The following is a 16,527-nucleotide window of genomic DNA, read 5'->3' as shown; positions in this document are numbered from 1 at the left end:
TGACGAGCGGTGAGGCGCATGCCACCGCCTCGCCCCTCAGGCGCCAACCTCCCTGCCCGGCCCGGGAGGATTCACTTCGCGGCGTTGAGCCGCTTCACGCCGGCCACGAAGCGCTGCAGCGTCTGCGACAGCACGCCGCGCGGGATCATGATCTCGATCAGCTGGAAACGGCCACGCGTGACCATGGCCTTATCGAGGGCGGCCTTCAGCCCGGCGCGCGTCTGTACCCGGATGCCGTCGCCGCCCATGCCGGCAGCCATGGACGCGAACCCCCAGTCATCCAGGTTGTTGAAGCCGGACTCCGGCTGGAAGGTGCGCAGCATCTCCCAACTCGCGTTGTTGAAGAGCAGCACGATGGGGTCCCAACCGTAGCGACGGCAGTTCCCCAGTTCCCAGCCGGTCATCTGGAAAGCCCCGTCGCCGACCAGGATCAACGGCCGCTGCCCGGTCGCCGCCTGGATGCCGAGACCAGCCGGCACGCCGAAACCCATAGTCGCGTAGTAGCCGGGAGCGACCAACGCCGTCTGCTCGATATCCATCGCTGTGAACAGGCAATCGCCCATGTCGGCGGCGATGGGCAGCTTGCCGTGGGCGTCCATCAGGTCGTTGACCGCCATCGCGATGTCGTTCGGGGCAATCGTGGCCTCATCGGCGACCAGGCCACGCGGATAAGCCGTCGGCTTCACGTCGAAATCGCCCGCCCGAGGCGGGGTGCGCGCGAGCAGCGCATCGACCAGCGCGGCGAGCGGGATGTCGTGATAGATGTGGTGGCCGAGTCGCACCTCGCCATCGCAGGCAACGATGGTCTTTCTGAGGTCGATCTTCTTTTCCGACACCGCGAAATTGGTGTCCGAGAGAATCACACCGAGCAGGAAGAGGCCGTCCGAGCCCTCGACCAGCTGCGTCACCTCGGGCAGGCCGGCGACCCCCATGTAGGTGCCGACAAGCGGCGCATTGGCGTCGGCGAGCAGGCCGCGCCCCATGAAACAGGTGGCGACCGGCAAGGCCAGCCGGTGCGCCAGTTCGGCGACCTTGTCCTCCAGCCCGAAACGGCGTACCTCGACATCGACCATCAACACCGGCCGCTCCGCCGCGCCAAGGCGGCTCAGCACCTCTTCGGCACAGGCGGCCAGGGCATCCGGATCGACCATCGGCTCAGGCAGCGGCGGCACCGGCGCGCAGGGCATCGCCACCATGTCGCGAGGAATTTCGATGTATACCGGCCGCGAGTGCTTCAGGCAGTTGCCAAGGACGCGCGCGATGTCGGCCGGCGCTCGCGCCGCGTCATCGAGCCGCACGCGGTCACAGGTGATTTCCTCGAAGATGCAGTACTGGGAATCCAGCGTCTTGGCCTGATGGTGCAGGAGCAGGCCCGAACTCGACTCGCCCGTGCCTGGCCCGCCGGAGAGCACCACCAGCGGCGATTTCTCGGCATAAGCGGCAGCCACGGAATTGATCATGTTCAACGCCCCAGCGCCATAAGTCACGGCCGCAACACCCAGCGAACGCCCTTCGCCCCGCCCGATGCGCGCCGCCGCGTCGGCCGCGAACCCGACGCCCGGCTCGTGCGACAGGGTGTGCAGCGGCAGGATGCGCGACTCCTCGATGATGCGGAAGTAAGGCAACGCAAAGTCGCCGGGAATGCCGAAAATCTGGCGGGCGCCGTTGTCCTTGAGGGCATGCAGAAGCGATTTGGTGAGATTCATTGCGCGGACTTCCAGGAAGGGATATCGACAGCATTATTGCGCACCACGGCCGCACAATGCGTTCAACACATCTCACATTCGCGGTACATTACGCACGTTTTGTGCATACATTGGAAATCCATGAGCGAAATCGTCATCGACCGCTACGACCTGCAACTCCTGGCCGCACTGCAGCGCCAGGGGCAGGCCACCAATGCCGAACTGGGCGAAAAAGCCAACCTCTCCGCCTCGCAGATCAGCCGCCGCATCCAGCGACTCGAAGAAGCCAAGGTCATCTCCGGCTACGCCGCCCTGCTCGACCCGCCCGCGCTCGGCCTCGGGGTCATCGCCTACGCCCAGGTCATTCTCGAACGCCACGACAAGACCCGCGCCACCGATTTCGAACGGCAAGTGGTGGCGCTACCCGAAGTGCTCGAATGCTTCGCCGTCACCGGCGAGGCCGACTACATGCTACGCATCGTCGCCCCCGACCTCGCCGCCTTCTCCGACCTGATGATGAAAAAACTCCTCACCCTGCCCGGCGTCGCGCAGGTGAAAACCAACATCGCGCTGTCGAAGGTCAAGCAGACGCATGAACTGCCACTCGATCACGTAGCGAATCCGCAGCAGCCGAAACGGCGGGTCAGGTTCAAGGAGTGAAAAGACACACCAGACACTGTCTTGAACAGCTATGGCCTTGTTGCGTTTCTTGAACTAATAGAACGGCATTTGGGCCGTCGCTTGTCGAAGGCCCAAACAAAAGCCCCCACCGGTTTCCCGGCAGGGGCTATTTTCCGCATTCCCGATTGCTCGGGAATGTACGACTGCTTACATCTCGACGGTCGCAGCGACTTCGACGAACTCCGGAATCTGGTCGAAGTTCATATAACGATACACGTCAGCGGCCTTGGCGTTGACCAGCTTGATCTGCTCCATGTACTCCGGCACCGTCACGATGCGGCCGGCCAGGGCGCACATGGCGGCCAGTTCGGCGGAGCCGAGGTAGACGCGGGTGTCGATGCCCAGACGGTTCGGGAAGTTACGGGTGGAGGTGGAGATCGCGGTGGAACCCTTGCGGATCTGGGCCTGGTTACCCATACACAGCGAGCAGCCCGGCATTTCCATACGGGCGCCGGCCTTGCCGAGAACGCTGTAGTAGCCTTCTTCGGTCAGGATCAGGGCGTCCATCTTGGTCGGCGGGGCGATCCACAGGCGGGCCGGAATGTCGCTCTTGCCGTCCAGCACCTTACCGGCTGCACGGAAGTGGCCGATGTTGGTCATGCAGGAACCGATGAAAACTTCGTCGATCTTGTCGCCGGCGACTTCGGACAGCAGCTTGACGTCGTCCGGATCGTTCGGGCAGGCCAGGATCGGCTCGGTGACTTCGGCCAGATCGATTTCGATCACGGCGGCATATTCGGCGTCTGCGTCGCCCTTCAACAGGGTGCCGTTGGCGATCCACTCTTCCATGGCGGCGATACGGCGCTTCAGGGTGCGGGCATCGGCGTAGCCTTCGGCGATCATCCACTTCATCAGGGTGATGTTGGAACGCATGTACTCGACGATCGGCTCCTTGTTCAGGGCGATGGCGCAAGCAGCAGCGGAACGCTCGGCGGCGGCGTCGGACAGTTCGAAAGCCTGTTCGACCTTGAGATCAGGCAGACCTTCGATTTCGAGGATACGGCCGGAGAAGATGTTCTTCTTGCCCTTCTTCTCGACGGTCAGCAGGCCAGCCTTGATGGCGTAGTACGGAATGGCGTTAACCAGGTCGCGCAGGGTGATGCCGTCTTGCATCTTGCCCTTGAAGCGAACCAGCACGGATTCCGGCATGTCCAGCGGCATGACGCCGGTGGCGGCGGCAAAGGCGACCAGACCTGAACCGGCCGGGAAGGAGATGCCGATCGGGAAGCGGGTGTGCGAGTCGCCACCGGTACCGACGGTATCCGGCAACAGCAGGCGGTTCAGCCAGGAGTGGATGACGCCGTCGCCCGGACGCAGCGCAACACCGCCACGGGTGCTGATGAAGGACGGCAGTTCGCGATGCATCTTGACGTCAACCAGCTTCGGATAAGCGGCGGTGTGGCAGAAGGACTGCATGACCAGATCGGCGGAGAAGCCGAGGCAGGCCAGATCCTTGAGTTCGTCGCGGGTCATCGGGCCGGTGGTGTCTTGCGAACCCACGGTGGTCATCTTCGGCTCGCAGTAGGTGCCCGGACGGATGCCGGTCACGCCACAGGCCTTGCCGACCATCTTCTGGGCCAGGGAGAAGCCCTTGCCGTTGTCGGCCGGGTTCTGCGGCAGGCGGAACAGGGTGGATTGCGGCAGGCCGAGGAATTCGCGGGCCTTGGTGGTCAAGCCACGGCCGATGATCAGCGGGATACGGCCGCCAGCGCGGACTTCGTCAAGAATGACGAGGGTCTTGAGCTGGGATTCGGCAATCACGGCACCGTTCTTGGTGGCGGTGACCTTGCCGGTGACCTGATCAACCTTCAGTTCGATCTCGTCGCCCATGTCCATCTGGCCGGCGTCGATTTCGATCGGCAGCGCGCCGGCATCTTCCATGGTGTTGAAGAAGATCGGTGCGATCTTGGAGCCCAGGCAGACGCCGCCGAAACGCTTGTTCGGGACGAACGGGATGTCTTCGCCGGTGAACCACAGCACCGAGTTGGTGGCGGACTTGCGGGAAGAACCGGTACCGACCACGTCACCGACGTAGGCGATCAGGTTGCCCTTGGCAGCCAGCTTTTCCAGTTGCTTGATCGGGCCGCGCGAGCCCGGCTCGTCGGCTTCGATACCCGGACGCGGGTTCTTCAGCATGGCCAGGGCGTGCAGCGGGATGTCCGGACGCGACCAGGCATCCGGGGCGGGCGACAGGTCGTCGGTGTTGGTTTCACCGGTGACCTTGAAGACGGTCAGCTTTTGCGAAGCCGGAACAGCCGGGCGGGAGGTGAACCACTCGCCATCGGCCCACGACTGCATGACGCTCTTGGCATTGGCGTTGCCGGCCTTGGCCAGCTCGGCGACATCGTGGAAGAAGTCGAACACCAGCAGGGTCTTCTTCAGGCCTTCAGCGGCAACGGCGCCGCAGGTGCCGCAAGCCAGCAGATCGATCAGGGGCTTGACGTTGTAGCCGCCGAGCATGGTACCGAGCAGTTCGGTGGCCTTTTCCTTTGAGATCAGGGCGCAGGACTCTTCGCCCTTGGCAACCTTGGCCAGGAACTCAGCCTTGACCTTGGCGGCATCATCCACGCCAGCCGGCACGCGATGGGTAATCAGCTCGACCAGAGCGGCTTCTTCGCCAGCGGGCGGATTCTTCAGCAGGGAGACCAGTTCGGTGGTCTGTTGCTTGGACAGGGGCAGCGGGGGGATACCGAGGGCTGCACGCTCTGCAACGTGGGCGCGATAGGCTTCAAGCACGGCGACTTCCTTTCGTAAAGGGTTGCTCTGGGAAACGAATATTTTACGACAATGGCGGCGGCCGATTGGTTCGGCTTGTAGCTTCCCGAGGCCGGCTCGCAAGTCTTATATATGATAGCTTATCTTCAGGTTTTTGCCATGCACTTGATGTGCGCTGCAGCAAGCTCAATGCTCAAAATTTGAGCAATATAAAAAAACAGCTTGCCTGACAAGCTCTTACGAAAACAGCCCAGAGCTTATCCACAGACTTACCCCGACAAAACGGGGATAAACGATGCTTATCCCAACACTGATAGCCGCAAAACAATTCGGCAAAAACGAAATATAGGTCTGTAAATTTCGTCTATTTCGAATCATCGAACCACTCTAGGATGAATGCTCCCCAACCGCAAAAGGAGCGCATCATGCATATCGACATTCGAGCCCAAGGATTCGACCTTTCTCCCGCGTTGCGCGAACACACCGAGCGACGCTTGGGATTCGCCCTGAGTTGGGCCACCTATGATGTTCGCAAGGTCGCTGTACGCCTTTACGACATCAACGGTCCGCGCGGTGGCGAAGACAAGTGCTGCCGCATACAGATCGCCCTGCCCGGTACCAGCGATATCGTTATCGAGGACACCGAGGCGGACCTGTATGCCGCCATCAACCGGGCCGTAGACCGGGCCGAACGTTCGCTGGCCCGACGCCTCGAACGCCAGAACAAGCACCGGCGCGACAGCCTGCGGGAGATTTTCCGCACCGATGCAGCCAAGGATGAAGATCCAGAGAGGTGGCCCCGCGCAGTTGGACAGAAATTTGGTTTTCTTAAGTGAGTTCTCTGCGGGTTAAGCCGCTGCGGCGAGCAGCGGCTGGTTGAAGTAAGCCGTATCCGGGGTTTGCCCGTCAAGCGTTGAGTGCGGGCGACGACGATTGTAAAAATCGAAGTAGCGGGCCAGCGCCTGTCGGACCTCGGAAACGGTGTCGTAGCCGTGCAGGTAAATCTCCTCGTACTTGACCGATTTCCAGAGGCGTTCGACGAATACGTTATCGCGCCAGCAGCCCTTGCCATCCATGCTGACCTGAATGCTGTGCTCCTGAAGCAAGCCAATGAAGGCCGAACTGGTGAATTGGCTGCCCTGGTCTGTGTTCATGATTTCCGGTCGGCCATACTTCATGATGGCCTCTTCCAGAGCATCGACGCAGGGATCAGCCGTCAGGCTGTTCGACAGGCGCCAACTCAGCACCCGACGGGTTGCCCAATCAAGCACCGCGCTCAGATAGACGAAGCCCCGGCGCATCGGGATGTAGGTCGTATCCATGGCCCAGACCTGATTCGGACGCTCGATGGCAAGGCCGCGCAGCAGGTAGGGATAGATGCGGTGTGCCTGGTTGCGCCGACTGGTGTTGGCCTTGCGGTAGATGGCCTGGATATCGAGCTTCTTCATCAGCGTACCGACATGTTTGCGACCGATTTCATGGCCTTCGAGCTTGAGCATATCGCGCAACATCCGCGCACCGGCAAAGGGATGCTCCAGGTGCAGTTCATCAATCCGCCGCATCAGCATCAAATCGATTTCGGATGTGGGCTGCGGCTGGTAATAGACAGAAGAACGCGAAAGCTCAAGTAACTGGACTTGCCTGACGACAGGCAGATCGTGGGCCTTGTCGATCATCGTTTTGCGCTCGCATCGCCGATGCGACCGAGCGCGACGGCCAAAAAATCAATCTCCAACGCCTGCTGGCCTATCTTTGCATGCAAATCCTTCAGGTCCGGCGTGGCCGCCTGCTTCTCGGCAGCCGTCGCAAAGACACCCGAGGCGTTCTCGAGCAATTGTGTCTTCCATTGCGTAATCTGATTCGGATGAACGTCAAACTTCTCTGCTAACGCAGCCAGCGTCTCATCGCCCTTGAGGGCGGCAATCGCCACTTTGGCCTTGAAGGCGGCTGTGTGGTTACGGCGGGGTCTTCTCATTGCTTCTGCTCCTAGGCAGGCGATTTCCATCGCCCATTGAAGCAGAGATTTCACTTAACTCGATGTCCGGATTCGCGGAACCACCTCTCCCGACTACACTTCGGTAGACCTGACCTTGCGCACCGTCCGGAAGAAAACCGGATGGGACTTCTCCGCCTCGGTCTTCAACCTGTTCAACGCCGACATCCGTGAGCCGGCCAAGATCGATCTCACATCGGGCACCGGCGTCATCCACGACCTGCCGATGCCGCGCCGTACCATCTGGCTTCAGGCCCGTTACAGCCTATAATCTTGGGATGACATTGCGCTTTCTACGCCACCTCCTGACGCTCCTGCTGCTCGCCTGTACCGTCCAGGTGGAAGCGGGCGTCACGCGCATCGCAGTGATCTTCGCCGAGGCGGACGATGCCGGCCCGGCCAATTTTGCCGGCTTGCTTGGTGGCATGGAAAACACACCGGGGATCGAAATCATCCGCTTGACACTGAGGGATTTCGAAGAACCCCGCTTCAGCCAGCTACTGCAGGCCAATGCGCAGCGCGGCGCTTCCATCCGGCTGGCCGCGGCGGGCGGCAACATCGGGCCGATCGCCGTGCTTTACCCGGATATCGGCGAGCCTTATCGCAGTGTTTTTTCCAAGATCATCGAGGGGATCGAGGAAAGCTCCCAGGCCAAGGTCAGCAGTTATGCAGTGGGTAGCAATTTCAACGCCCAGGCAATTTCCGGCGAACTGAAGCGCCAGGATATACGCGTCGTCATCGCCCTCGGCCGAAATGGCCTGAAAGCCGCCAGCGCGCTCGACAAGGAATTCGGCGTCATCGCCAGCGGCGTGGTTTCCGTACCCGACACCGAGGCCCGAACCGGCGCCATTCTCAGCCTGGCCCCCGACCCGGCGCTACTGTTCACGCGCCTGAAAGCTCTATCACCCAAAACCCAGCGTGTCTTCGTCGTCTTCGAACCGCGCCAGAACGCCTGGCTGATCAAACTCGCTAAGGACGCCGCGCGTAACCAAGGCATCGAATTGGTTACCCAGGAAGCCACCGACCTGAAGAGCGCCCTGGCGATCTACCAGAACATCTTCGCCCACGCCGATGCAAAGCGTGATGCCCTCTGGTTGCCTCAGGACAGCGCTACCGTGGACGAGTCACTGGTTCTGCCGCTGGTCTTGCAGGAGTCATGGAACAAGGGCATCCCGGTGTTTTCAAGTAACGTTTCCCATGTCAAGCGGGGAGCGCTGTTTGCCTTGTACCCCAACAACGTGGAACTGGGGCGCAACCTGGCCAGCTCCGCCCTCGGCATGGCGAGCGGCAGCCCGGTGGCGCGCGGCGTATTGCCGCTGCGCGACGTGTTAACCGCATTCAATACACGGACGGCCAGCCATCTCGGCTTGACCCCCTCGAAAGTCCAGCAGCAGGGCTTCGATCTCCTTTTCCCGGAACAATAAACGCACCATGGCTTGGTTGTCAGGTTTGCTGCGGCGCTTCAGGAAAACCACCTTCCGCAGTCAGCTGTCCATCCTGTTTTCAATCGGCGTCGTCTGCGCTTCGCTGCTCGCCGCCCTGATCACATCCTGGCAAGGTAGCCGCCAGCTCTACGACGGCAAACTGGATGACGGTTTGCGCATCACCCGGAACCTTGCTTCGCAAAGCAGGCTGGCCCTGGCCTTCGGATCGACGGAAAATGTTTCCGAAGCGTTGGCTGCCACCTCGGCTTTCCCCGATGTGACCCGGATCGAAATCCGCCACGCCGATGGCCGCATCCTCCTCGAAAAGGGAAAACCCAGCATCGATGCTGACCAGAAAACCCCGCAGCCAGATGTTCACGATCCTTACCTGGATGGCGAAAGTACCGCCGGCTGGCGCGTCGTAGGACCAGAGTGTTCGGTTTCCGGCCCCGATACCCAGTTCGAAACGACCGAGCGCAAGGACATGCTGCTCGGCTTCGTCATCATTGAACAAAGCAAGGCAACGTTGAAAACGCTGGTTCAGGAGGTTTTCATCATCAATTTTGCGGCGGGGATAGCCTTCGCCGCACTCTTTGTCCTCGCCCTCCGCTCGCTCGCCCGGCGTCTGACCCGGCCGCTGGCCAATCTGTCGGACACCATGGCACGCGCCGAAAAAGGCGAAATCGGACTGCGCGCCGACCTTTCTGGTCCACAAGACGTCGCCGACATGGCCCATGCCTTCAACAGCATGATGGAAGCCCTCGAACAACGTGAGCAGGAACTGCGCACGGCCCGCGACAGTGCGCTCCGCTTCGCCAAGCTGAAGGCCGATTTCGCGGCGACGATCAGCCACGAAATCCGTACGCCGCTAAATGGGGTCATCGGCACCCTCGACATGCTGAAATTGGGCCGCATGAATCGTGAACAGCAGGAATTGCTGGGCCTGGCCTGGGACTCCTCACAATACCTGCTCGAACTGATCAACAACATCCTCGACTTTTCTCGCCTGGAAGCCGGCCGGATGGAGGTCGATGCCTGCGACTTCCAGATACAGCCGCTGGTCGATGGTGTGATGAACATGTTCCGCACACAAGCCGAGCAGAAGAATATCGCCCTGACCGACAGCGTGGCGCCCGACGTTCCACTGGTCCTGACCGGCGACCCCGACCGTATCCGTCAGGTATTGATCAACCTGTTGGGCAATGCGCTCAAATTCACCGAGCAGGGCTCGGTCACCGTGACCGTCGAACGCATGGATGCAGGCCGGCAATTGCGCTTCAGTGTCCGCGATACCGGCATCGGTATCGCCAAGGAACTGCAGTCGGTCATTTTCGACTCTTTCACCCAGGCCGATACCTCGACCACGCGGCGCTACGGCGGCAGCGGCTTGGGACTTTCCATTTGCAAACAGATCACCCACCTGCTTGGCGGTGAAATCGGCGTCGAAGGCGCGCCGGGCGAAGGTAGCAATTTCTGGTTCACCGTGCCGTGTATACGCGGTGCATCGGTATCGCTTCAACAGCCGGAAAACAACCGGCAGGTGAGCCGTAGCGGCCGCATCCTGATTGCCGAAGACAACGCCACCAACCAATTGGTCGCCGCCGGCATGTTGCGCATGCTCGGCTGCACCTACGAGATCGCCAAGAATGGCATCGAAGCCGTGGCAGCCTGGCGGAAAGGCGATTGGGACCTGATCCTGATGGATTGCTCGATGCCGGAAATGGACGGTTTCCAGGCCACCGCAGCGATTCGCAGCCAGGAATCGGGCAGCGCCCGCCGCATACCGATCATCGCCATGACCGCCAACACACTGCCGGACGACATCGCGTGCTGCAAGATGGCCGGCATGGACGACCACCTGCCCAAACCGCTGACCCTGGACGCCCTCGCCTCCTGCCTGGGGCACTGGCTCAACTGGCAGGCCGAGCAGTTACCGCAGACCAATACACAGCAAGATACTGCCGACGGCAATTCGCCGCTCGACACTATGGTACTCAAACGCCTGAGAGAGATCCTTGGCACCTCGGTCAGCGAGGCCATCCGTCCTTTCCTCGAAGACGTCCCGAATTATCTGATCGAATTGGAAAATGGTATTGCACAAGGCGATGCGACGACGCTGCGCAACGTTTCCCATATCATCAAGGGTGCCGCGAGCAATCTAGGAGCAGTAGCCATGGCTGGCGTTGCCCGCGAGATGGAGTTGCAGGCTGAAGCGGGCACGCTGACTGAGGCAAGCGAACTGCTGCTGCGCCTGCGCACCGAATTCGCCGTCATCGAACCGGCCTTGATGGCCGAACTGGATGAACCGGCGGCGACTTTGCCGCCGGTACGCGAAGATGCGCCGGTTGTCCTCGTCGTCGACGACGACCGCAGCACCCGGTCAGCCCTGCGCCACGCCTTGTACCGGAGCGGCTTCCGGGTGGCGGAAGCGGGCGACGGCAGCGAAGTCATCGACTGGCTGGAATACAACACCGCCGATGCCATCCTGATGGATGCGCTGATGCCGGTGATGGACGGTTTTGACACCTGCACTGCGCTCAAGCGCCACCCGCGCTGGAAGGACATTCCCATCCTGATGATCACCGCGCTCGAAGACCGGCAGTCGATCGAACGTGCCTTCGAAGCCGGGGCCAGTGATTTCATCCCCAAGCCCATTCACCTCTCGGTGGTCAATCAGCGGGTCCGCCGCATCATCGACGCCACCCGGGCCGAGCGCCATGTTCGCCATCTCGCCTACAACGACACGCTGACCGGCCTGCCCAACCGCCTGCTGTTCATGGATTTCCTGACCCGTGCCATCGAGCATGCGGAGGGCAACGCCAGCATGCTCGGCATACTGTTCCTGGACCTCGACCGCTTCAAGTTCATCAACGACACCCTCGGCCACGAAGTGGGCGACAAACTGCTGGCCACCATGGCCCAGCGTCTCAAGGGATGCGTGCGTGCCGACGACTGCGTGGCCCGCCTGGGCGGCGACGAATTCACCGTGCTGCTCGACGACCTGCCCAATGCCTCCGTCGCTGCGAGCGTCGCCCAGAATATCTGCCGCACCGTCTCGGCCCCCCTGATCATCGACGGCCAGGAAATCGTCGTCACCGCCAGTGTCGGTATCGCGCTCTACCCGCAGGACGGACCGGACATCAACCGCCTGCTGCGTCATGCCGATACCGCGATGTATCGGGCCAAGAGCAGCGGCAGCGGTTTCTGCTACTACGAAGCGGCGATGGAATCGGCCATGTCCGGGCGCCTGAAATTGGAAACCGACCTGCGGCGGGCGCTCGAACGCGACGAAATCACCGTCTTCTACCAGCCGGTGGTCGAAACGGTCGACGGCAGGATCACCGGGGTGGAGGCACTGGTCCGCTGGCTACATCCCGAACGGGGGGTCATCTCGCCTGCCGAGTTCATTCCGATCGCCGAGGAAACCGGCCTCATCCTGCCGCTTGGCGAACGCGTCCTGCGCAACGCCTGCCAGCAGGCCAAGGCCTGGCTGGACAACGGCATCCCCGACCTGTACGTGGCGATCAATCTGTCATCCAAGCAACTGGAACAGCCCGACCTACGCAACATCATCCTCAGCGCGCTGAACGAAAGCGAATTACCGGCATCCTGTCTGGTCCTGGAAATCACCGAAAGCGTCATGATGGCGCGGGCAGCCGAAAGCATCGACCTATTGCGCGAATTGCGCAATCTGGGCATCCACATCTCGATCGACGATTTCGGCACCGGCTATTCCTCGCTCTCCTACCTGAAGCACTTGCCGGCCGATATCCTGAAAATCGACCGCTCGTTCATCCAGGACATTCCGCAGGATGGCGACGCCGTGGCCATCGTCAAGGGAATCACGGCATTGGCGCACAGCTTGCGCATGAAGGTCGTCGCCGAAGGCGTCGAAACCGCCGCCCAGCAGGAAACGATGACACAACTGGGCTGTAACTTCCTGCAAGGCTACCTGTTCTCCAAACCGCTGCCGGCCGAACTTATCGAAACGCAGTTGCATTCCGCCCGCCACAAGAAACCACAGGTCAGGAAACAGAACTGAACGCCGCCTATTTTTTAGGCAAGCCTCGATTTTCTTTCCAGTTCAGCGACTTGGCTACTCTGTCCCGAGCTTATCCACAGACTTACCCGACCGAAACGGGGATAAACAACATTTATTCAGTACCACCCCGGACTGCCTAAAAATCAGGCAGCGCAAGCAAACGCTATTCAGATCAACAAGTTGGAAAAACACCTCAGTGTTTATCCACAGGCTTACCCAGAGCAAACGGGGATAAACCGCGCTATCCCCGCTGCCTCCAGCGATTACAACGCCTGAGCCATCAGCGACGCGTTACCGCCCGCTGCGGTAGTATTGACTGTCTGAACATGCTCGCAAAGCAGGCGGAACAAGGGGTATCGTCCTTTCTCCCGGGGCGTGACCAAGGGAACCAGGGGGCCATCGCTGGCCGCCAGCCGTTGCTGCAGGCTGCGTCTGACCTTGGCATCACCCTCGTGCAGCACACCGCCGGCCAGGCAAGCCTCGGCGAATACCGCGCTGCGCCAGCCCGCACTCAAGGCCTCCGGCAAGCGGCTCAGCACGGCCTTGGCAACCGCATCGTAGCGATATAGGCCGGGCGTCGTATCCGCAGCGCTCAGCAGCACCGGGGCATTGCCCGTCGCCAGCACGGCAGCGATCTGGCGCAGCAGGCCGGCCTCGCTGTCGGCCAGGCAAAACACCTCGCCACGCGGCGAAAAGTCGAGCCGGTTGCTCTCGCCGGTCGGCCCAGGTAGATCGGCCTCGCAACCCCACGGCGTCAGCACGGCATATTCGCGGCACAGCGACTGCAAATCCGCCTCTCCGGCCTCGCCAGCCCAGGTGATGAAGCTCTCCAACGCCGGCAAGCCCTTGCCAGTCGCCAGACGATCGAGCCCCAGGACGGCCGGCGCGGGATTGACCGCACCCAGCAGACGCGGCAGATAGAGCGGACCTCCGGCCTTGGGTCCGGTGCCCGACATCCCCTCGCCGCCAAACGGTTGCACACCGACGACGGCGCCGACCATGTTGCGATTGACGTAGCGGTTGCCGGCGCGCACACGGCCGGTCACCGCCTCGATGCTCTCGTCGATCCGGCTGTGCATGCCGAAGGTCAGGCCGTAACCGGTGGCATTGATGGCGTCGACCACGGCCAGCATGTCGCGGGCGGCAAAGCGCAGCACATGGACGACCGGCCCGAACACCTCGCGCCTCAGTTGATCGAGGCGATCGATCTCGATCAGCGTCGGCGGCACGAAGCAGCCACGGGCGCAGGACAGCGGCACGGAAATCTGGTGGACACGATGTCCGGCCTGGCGCATGGCGGCGATATGCCCTTCCAGCACACTGCGCGCCGCCTCGTCGATAACCGGGCCGACATCCGTCGCCAGATCGGCCGGGTTACCCATGCGCAGCTCGCCCATGGCGGCGCGCAGCATATCGATCAGGCGATCGGCGATCTCTTCCTGCACGCACAGCACGCGCAATGCCGAGCAGCGCTGTCCGGCGCTGTCGAAAGCCGAGGCGATCACGTCCTGCACGACCTGCTCGGCCTGCGCCGACGAATCAACGATCATCGCGTTCTGGCCGCCCGTTTCGGCGATCAGGAAGGCATCCGGCGCCTCAGCCGGACGCTGGGCCAGACTGCGGTTGATGATCTGCGCCACTTCGGTCGATCCGGTAAAGATCACGCCGCGTACGCGCACGTCGGCAGTCAGCCGGGCGCCGACCGTCTCGCCGCGCCCCGGCAGCAACTGCAGCGCTGCCGTGGGTATCCCGGCTTCGTGCATCAGGCGCACGGCCAATGCAGCAATCAGCGGCGTCTGCTCGGCCGGCTTGGCGAGTACCGGCGAACCGGCCGCCAACGCGGCAACGACTTCACCGGTGAAGATGGCGAGCGGGAAGTTCCACGGGCTGATGCAGACCACGACACCGGGTTCGGCAAGCGCCGGCTGCAACGATTCGATCTGGGCGGCGTAATAGCGGCAGAAATCGACGGCTTCGCGAATCTCGGCGACGGCGTTGCTCCAGGTCTTGCCGGCCTCGCGCACGCACAGGCTGATAAGCTCGCTCCGGGCCTCTTCCAGCTTGTCGGCACAGGCGCGCAACAGCCGGGCACGTTCGCCGACCGGAACGGCCGACCAGTGCCCGACGAAGGCGCTGGCCGAGGCAAGCGCCATGTCGACCTCGGCCGTGCTGGCCTCATGGACCCGACCGACCACGTCGTCTCGATCCGCCGGATTGAAAACGGCCTCGCATTGGCAGCCCTCGCCTTCGCCATGCGCCAGCAGGGGCCGGGCCTCCCAGCGGCGCTCGCGCAAGGCGGCGAGTTCGGCGCCCAGGCGATCGATTTCCGGGTCGTCGGCAAGATCGAGGCCGGACGAATTGCGCCGCGTCGCGCCATACAGGTCGGCCGGCAAGGGTATCGCCGGGTGCGGCTGCCCTTGCCACTGCTCGACCACGAGCAGCGGCGAGGCCGTCAGCTCGTCGATACCGACCGCTTCATCGACGATGCGATTGACGAAGGAGCTGTTGGCGCCGTTTTCCAACAGACGACGGACAAGGTAAGGCAGCAGCGTCTCGTGACGCCCGACCGGTGCGTATATACGGCAGCGCAAGCCGTCGCCATCCTTGCCGACGACGTTGCCGTAAAGCGCTTCGCCCATGCCGTGCAGGCACTGGAATTCGTAATCGGCAACGCCACGGTCGGCGGCCATGCGTTCGACGCAAGCCAGGGTGTGGGCGTTGTGGGTGGCGAACTGCGGGTAGATGACATCGGCGGCGTCGAGAAGACGGCCAGCACACACCAGATAGGAAAGGTCGGTGTGCGCCTTGCGTGTGAACACCGGGTAGCCGGCCTGCCCGTCGACCTGGGCACGCTTGACCTCGCTGTCCCAGTAGGCCCCCTTGACCAGGCGGACCATCATGCGCCGCCCGGCCAGGCGAGCGATATCGGCAAGATGCGCGATGACCAGCGGCGCCCGCTTCTGGTAGGCCTGGACCACCACGCCCAGCCCTTCCCAGCCCTGCAGTTGCGGTTCGAAAGCCAGGCGCTCGACCAGTTCGAGCGAGATCGACAGGCGGTCCGCCTCTTCGGCATCGATGTTGAAGCCGATTTCGTAATCGCGGGCCAGCGCAGCCAAGGCAAACAGGCGCGGGTAGAGTTCAGCCATCACCCGCTGATGCTGGGCGCGGACGTAGCGCGGGTGGAGCGCCGACAGCTTGACCGAAATGCCGTCGCCATTGACCACCCCCTGGCCGTTCGACTTGCCGATGGCGTGGATCGCCGCCTCGTAAGCAGCGTAATAGCGCTCGGCGTCGGTCGCCGTCAGCGCCGCTTCGCCGAGCATGTCGAAGGAATGGGTAAAACCGCGCTCGACGTTGGCACGGCTGCGCTCCAGCGCATTCTCGATGGTTTCGCCCATGACGAACTGCTGGCCGAGCAGGGTCATCGCGAATTCGACGCCGCGCCGGATCAGCGGCTCGCCGCCACGCCCGATAAGGCGTGACAAGGCATTGCCCAGCGTCGCCTCGCGGTGCGTAGACACCAGATTGCCGGTAATCATCAGGCCCCAGGTCGCGGCATTGACGAACAGCGACCCGCTCTGCCCGAGGTGGGCGCGCCAGTCACCCTTGCTGATCTTGTCGCGGATCAGCAGGTTCATCGTCTCGGCGTCCGGGATGCGCAGCAGCGCCTCGGCCAGGCACATCAGCGCGATGCCTTCCTGGCTGGACAGCGAAAACTCGTGCATCAAGTGGTCGACGCCACTCGCCGTCTTGCGCTGGGCGCGCACGGCCGCGACCAGTTCGCCGGCCCGCCGGGCGATGGCCGCTTCATCGAGCGGCCGGGCCCGGTATTCGGCAGTCAGCGCGGCAATGCAGCCGGGCTCGTCGGCACGGCAATGAGCCGCCATCTCGGCGCGGCGCTCGGCAAAACGAAGATGCGTTTGATTCGGGGCATTCATGGTGGGCACTTTCACAACAGGGAGCAGAGCGGCTTGCGCCGGTCCCCGG

General features: G+C 62.4%; 9 protein-coding genes. 5 read left to right on the top strand and 4 right to left on the bottom strand.

Annotated elements, in window-relative coordinates; translation table 11 throughout:
• Positions 1 to 71: 71 nt before the first annotated feature.
• Positions 72 to 1,706: an indolepyruvate/phenylpyruvate decarboxylase gene (gene ipdC / locus AB6Q56_RS04185; protein ID WP_434515882.1), complete on the bottom strand. Its 1,635-nt coding sequence runs from the start codon at positions 1,704 to 1,706 to the stop codon at positions 72 to 74.
• A 120-nt stretch (positions 1,707 to 1,826) separates the two neighbouring features.
• On the opposite strand from ipdC, the gene AB6Q56_RS04180 reads away from it, so the two are divergent.
• Complete coding sequence (locus AB6Q56_RS04180) at positions 1,827 to 2,345, top strand: Lrp/AsnC family transcriptional regulator (RefSeq protein WP_434515881.1); 519 nt, start codon at positions 1,827 to 1,829, stop codon at positions 2,343 to 2,345.
• 168 nt (positions 2,346 to 2,513) lie between these two features.
• On the opposite strand, the gene acnB is transcribed toward AB6Q56_RS04180, so the two are convergent.
• A complete protein-coding gene (acnB, locus tag AB6Q56_RS04175) occupies positions 2,514 to 5,102 on the bottom strand; it encodes a bifunctional aconitate hydratase 2/2-methylisocitrate dehydratase (RefSeq protein ID WP_434515880.1) in 2,589 nt (862 codons plus the stop codon).
• Positions 5,103 to 5,506: 404 nt separating this feature from the next.
• On the opposite strand from acnB, the gene AB6Q56_RS04170 reads away from it, so the two are divergent.
• Entirely contained in the window at positions 5,507 to 5,917 is a 411-nt protein-coding gene (locus tag AB6Q56_RS04170) for an HPF/RaiA family ribosome-associated protein (protein ID WP_434515879.1), read from the top strand.
• Between the two features lie 12 nt (positions 5,918 to 5,929).
• Here AB6Q56_RS04170 and AB6Q56_RS04165 read toward each other — a convergent pair.
• Positions 5,930 to 7,056 (bottom strand): IS3 family transposase gene (locus AB6Q56_RS04165; RefSeq protein WP_374755713.1). Its coding sequence is split into 2 segments (ribosomal slippage): positions 5,930 to 6,798 and positions 6,798 to 7,056, totalling 1,128 coding nucleotides; the frame shifts between segments, so codons are not numbered across the junction.
• A gap of 115 nt (positions 7,057 to 7,171) precedes the next feature.
• Between AB6Q56_RS04165 and AB6Q56_RS04160 the strand changes: the two genes are divergently transcribed.
• Genes AB6Q56_RS04160 through AB6Q56_RS04150 form a run of 3 tightly spaced genes read left to right on the top strand, consistent with a single transcriptional unit; the run spans position 7,172 to position 12,540 of the window.
• Complete coding sequence (locus AB6Q56_RS04160; RefSeq protein ID WP_434515878.1) at positions 7,172 to 7,345, top strand: hypothetical protein; 174 nt, start codon at positions 7,172 to 7,174, stop codon at positions 7,343 to 7,345.
• A 7-nt stretch (positions 7,346 to 7,352) separates the two neighbouring features.
• On the top strand, positions 7,353 to 8,498 hold the full coding sequence (locus AB6Q56_RS04155; protein ID WP_434515877.1) for an ABC transporter substrate-binding protein: 1,146 nt from the start codon (positions 7,353 to 7,355) through the stop codon (positions 8,496 to 8,498).
• Positions 8,499 to 8,505: 7 nt separating this feature from the next.
• Positions 8,506 to 12,540: an EAL domain-containing protein gene (locus tag AB6Q56_RS04150; protein WP_434515876.1), complete on the top strand. Its 4,035-nt coding sequence runs from the start codon at positions 8,506 to 8,508 to the stop codon at positions 12,538 to 12,540.
• Positions 12,541 to 12,803: 263 nt separating this feature from the next.
• Here AB6Q56_RS04150 and putA read toward each other — a convergent pair whose 3' ends face one another.
• On the bottom strand, positions 12,804 to 16,478 hold the full coding sequence (putA, locus tag AB6Q56_RS04145) for a bifunctional proline dehydrogenase/L-glutamate gamma-semialdehyde dehydrogenase PutA (protein WP_434515875.1): 3,675 nt from the start codon (positions 16,476 to 16,478) through the stop codon (positions 12,804 to 12,806).
• Positions 16,479 to 16,527 lie beyond the last annotated feature (49 nt).

It is taken from the genome of Dechloromonas sp. ARDL1 (assembly GCF_051122455.1).
Taxonomy (GTDB): domain Bacteria; phylum Pseudomonadota; class Gammaproteobacteria; order Burkholderiales; family Rhodocyclaceae; genus Azonexus.
Note: the sequence above shows the minus strand (reverse complement) of the source record. Positions and strands in the feature narration are given on the sequence as shown.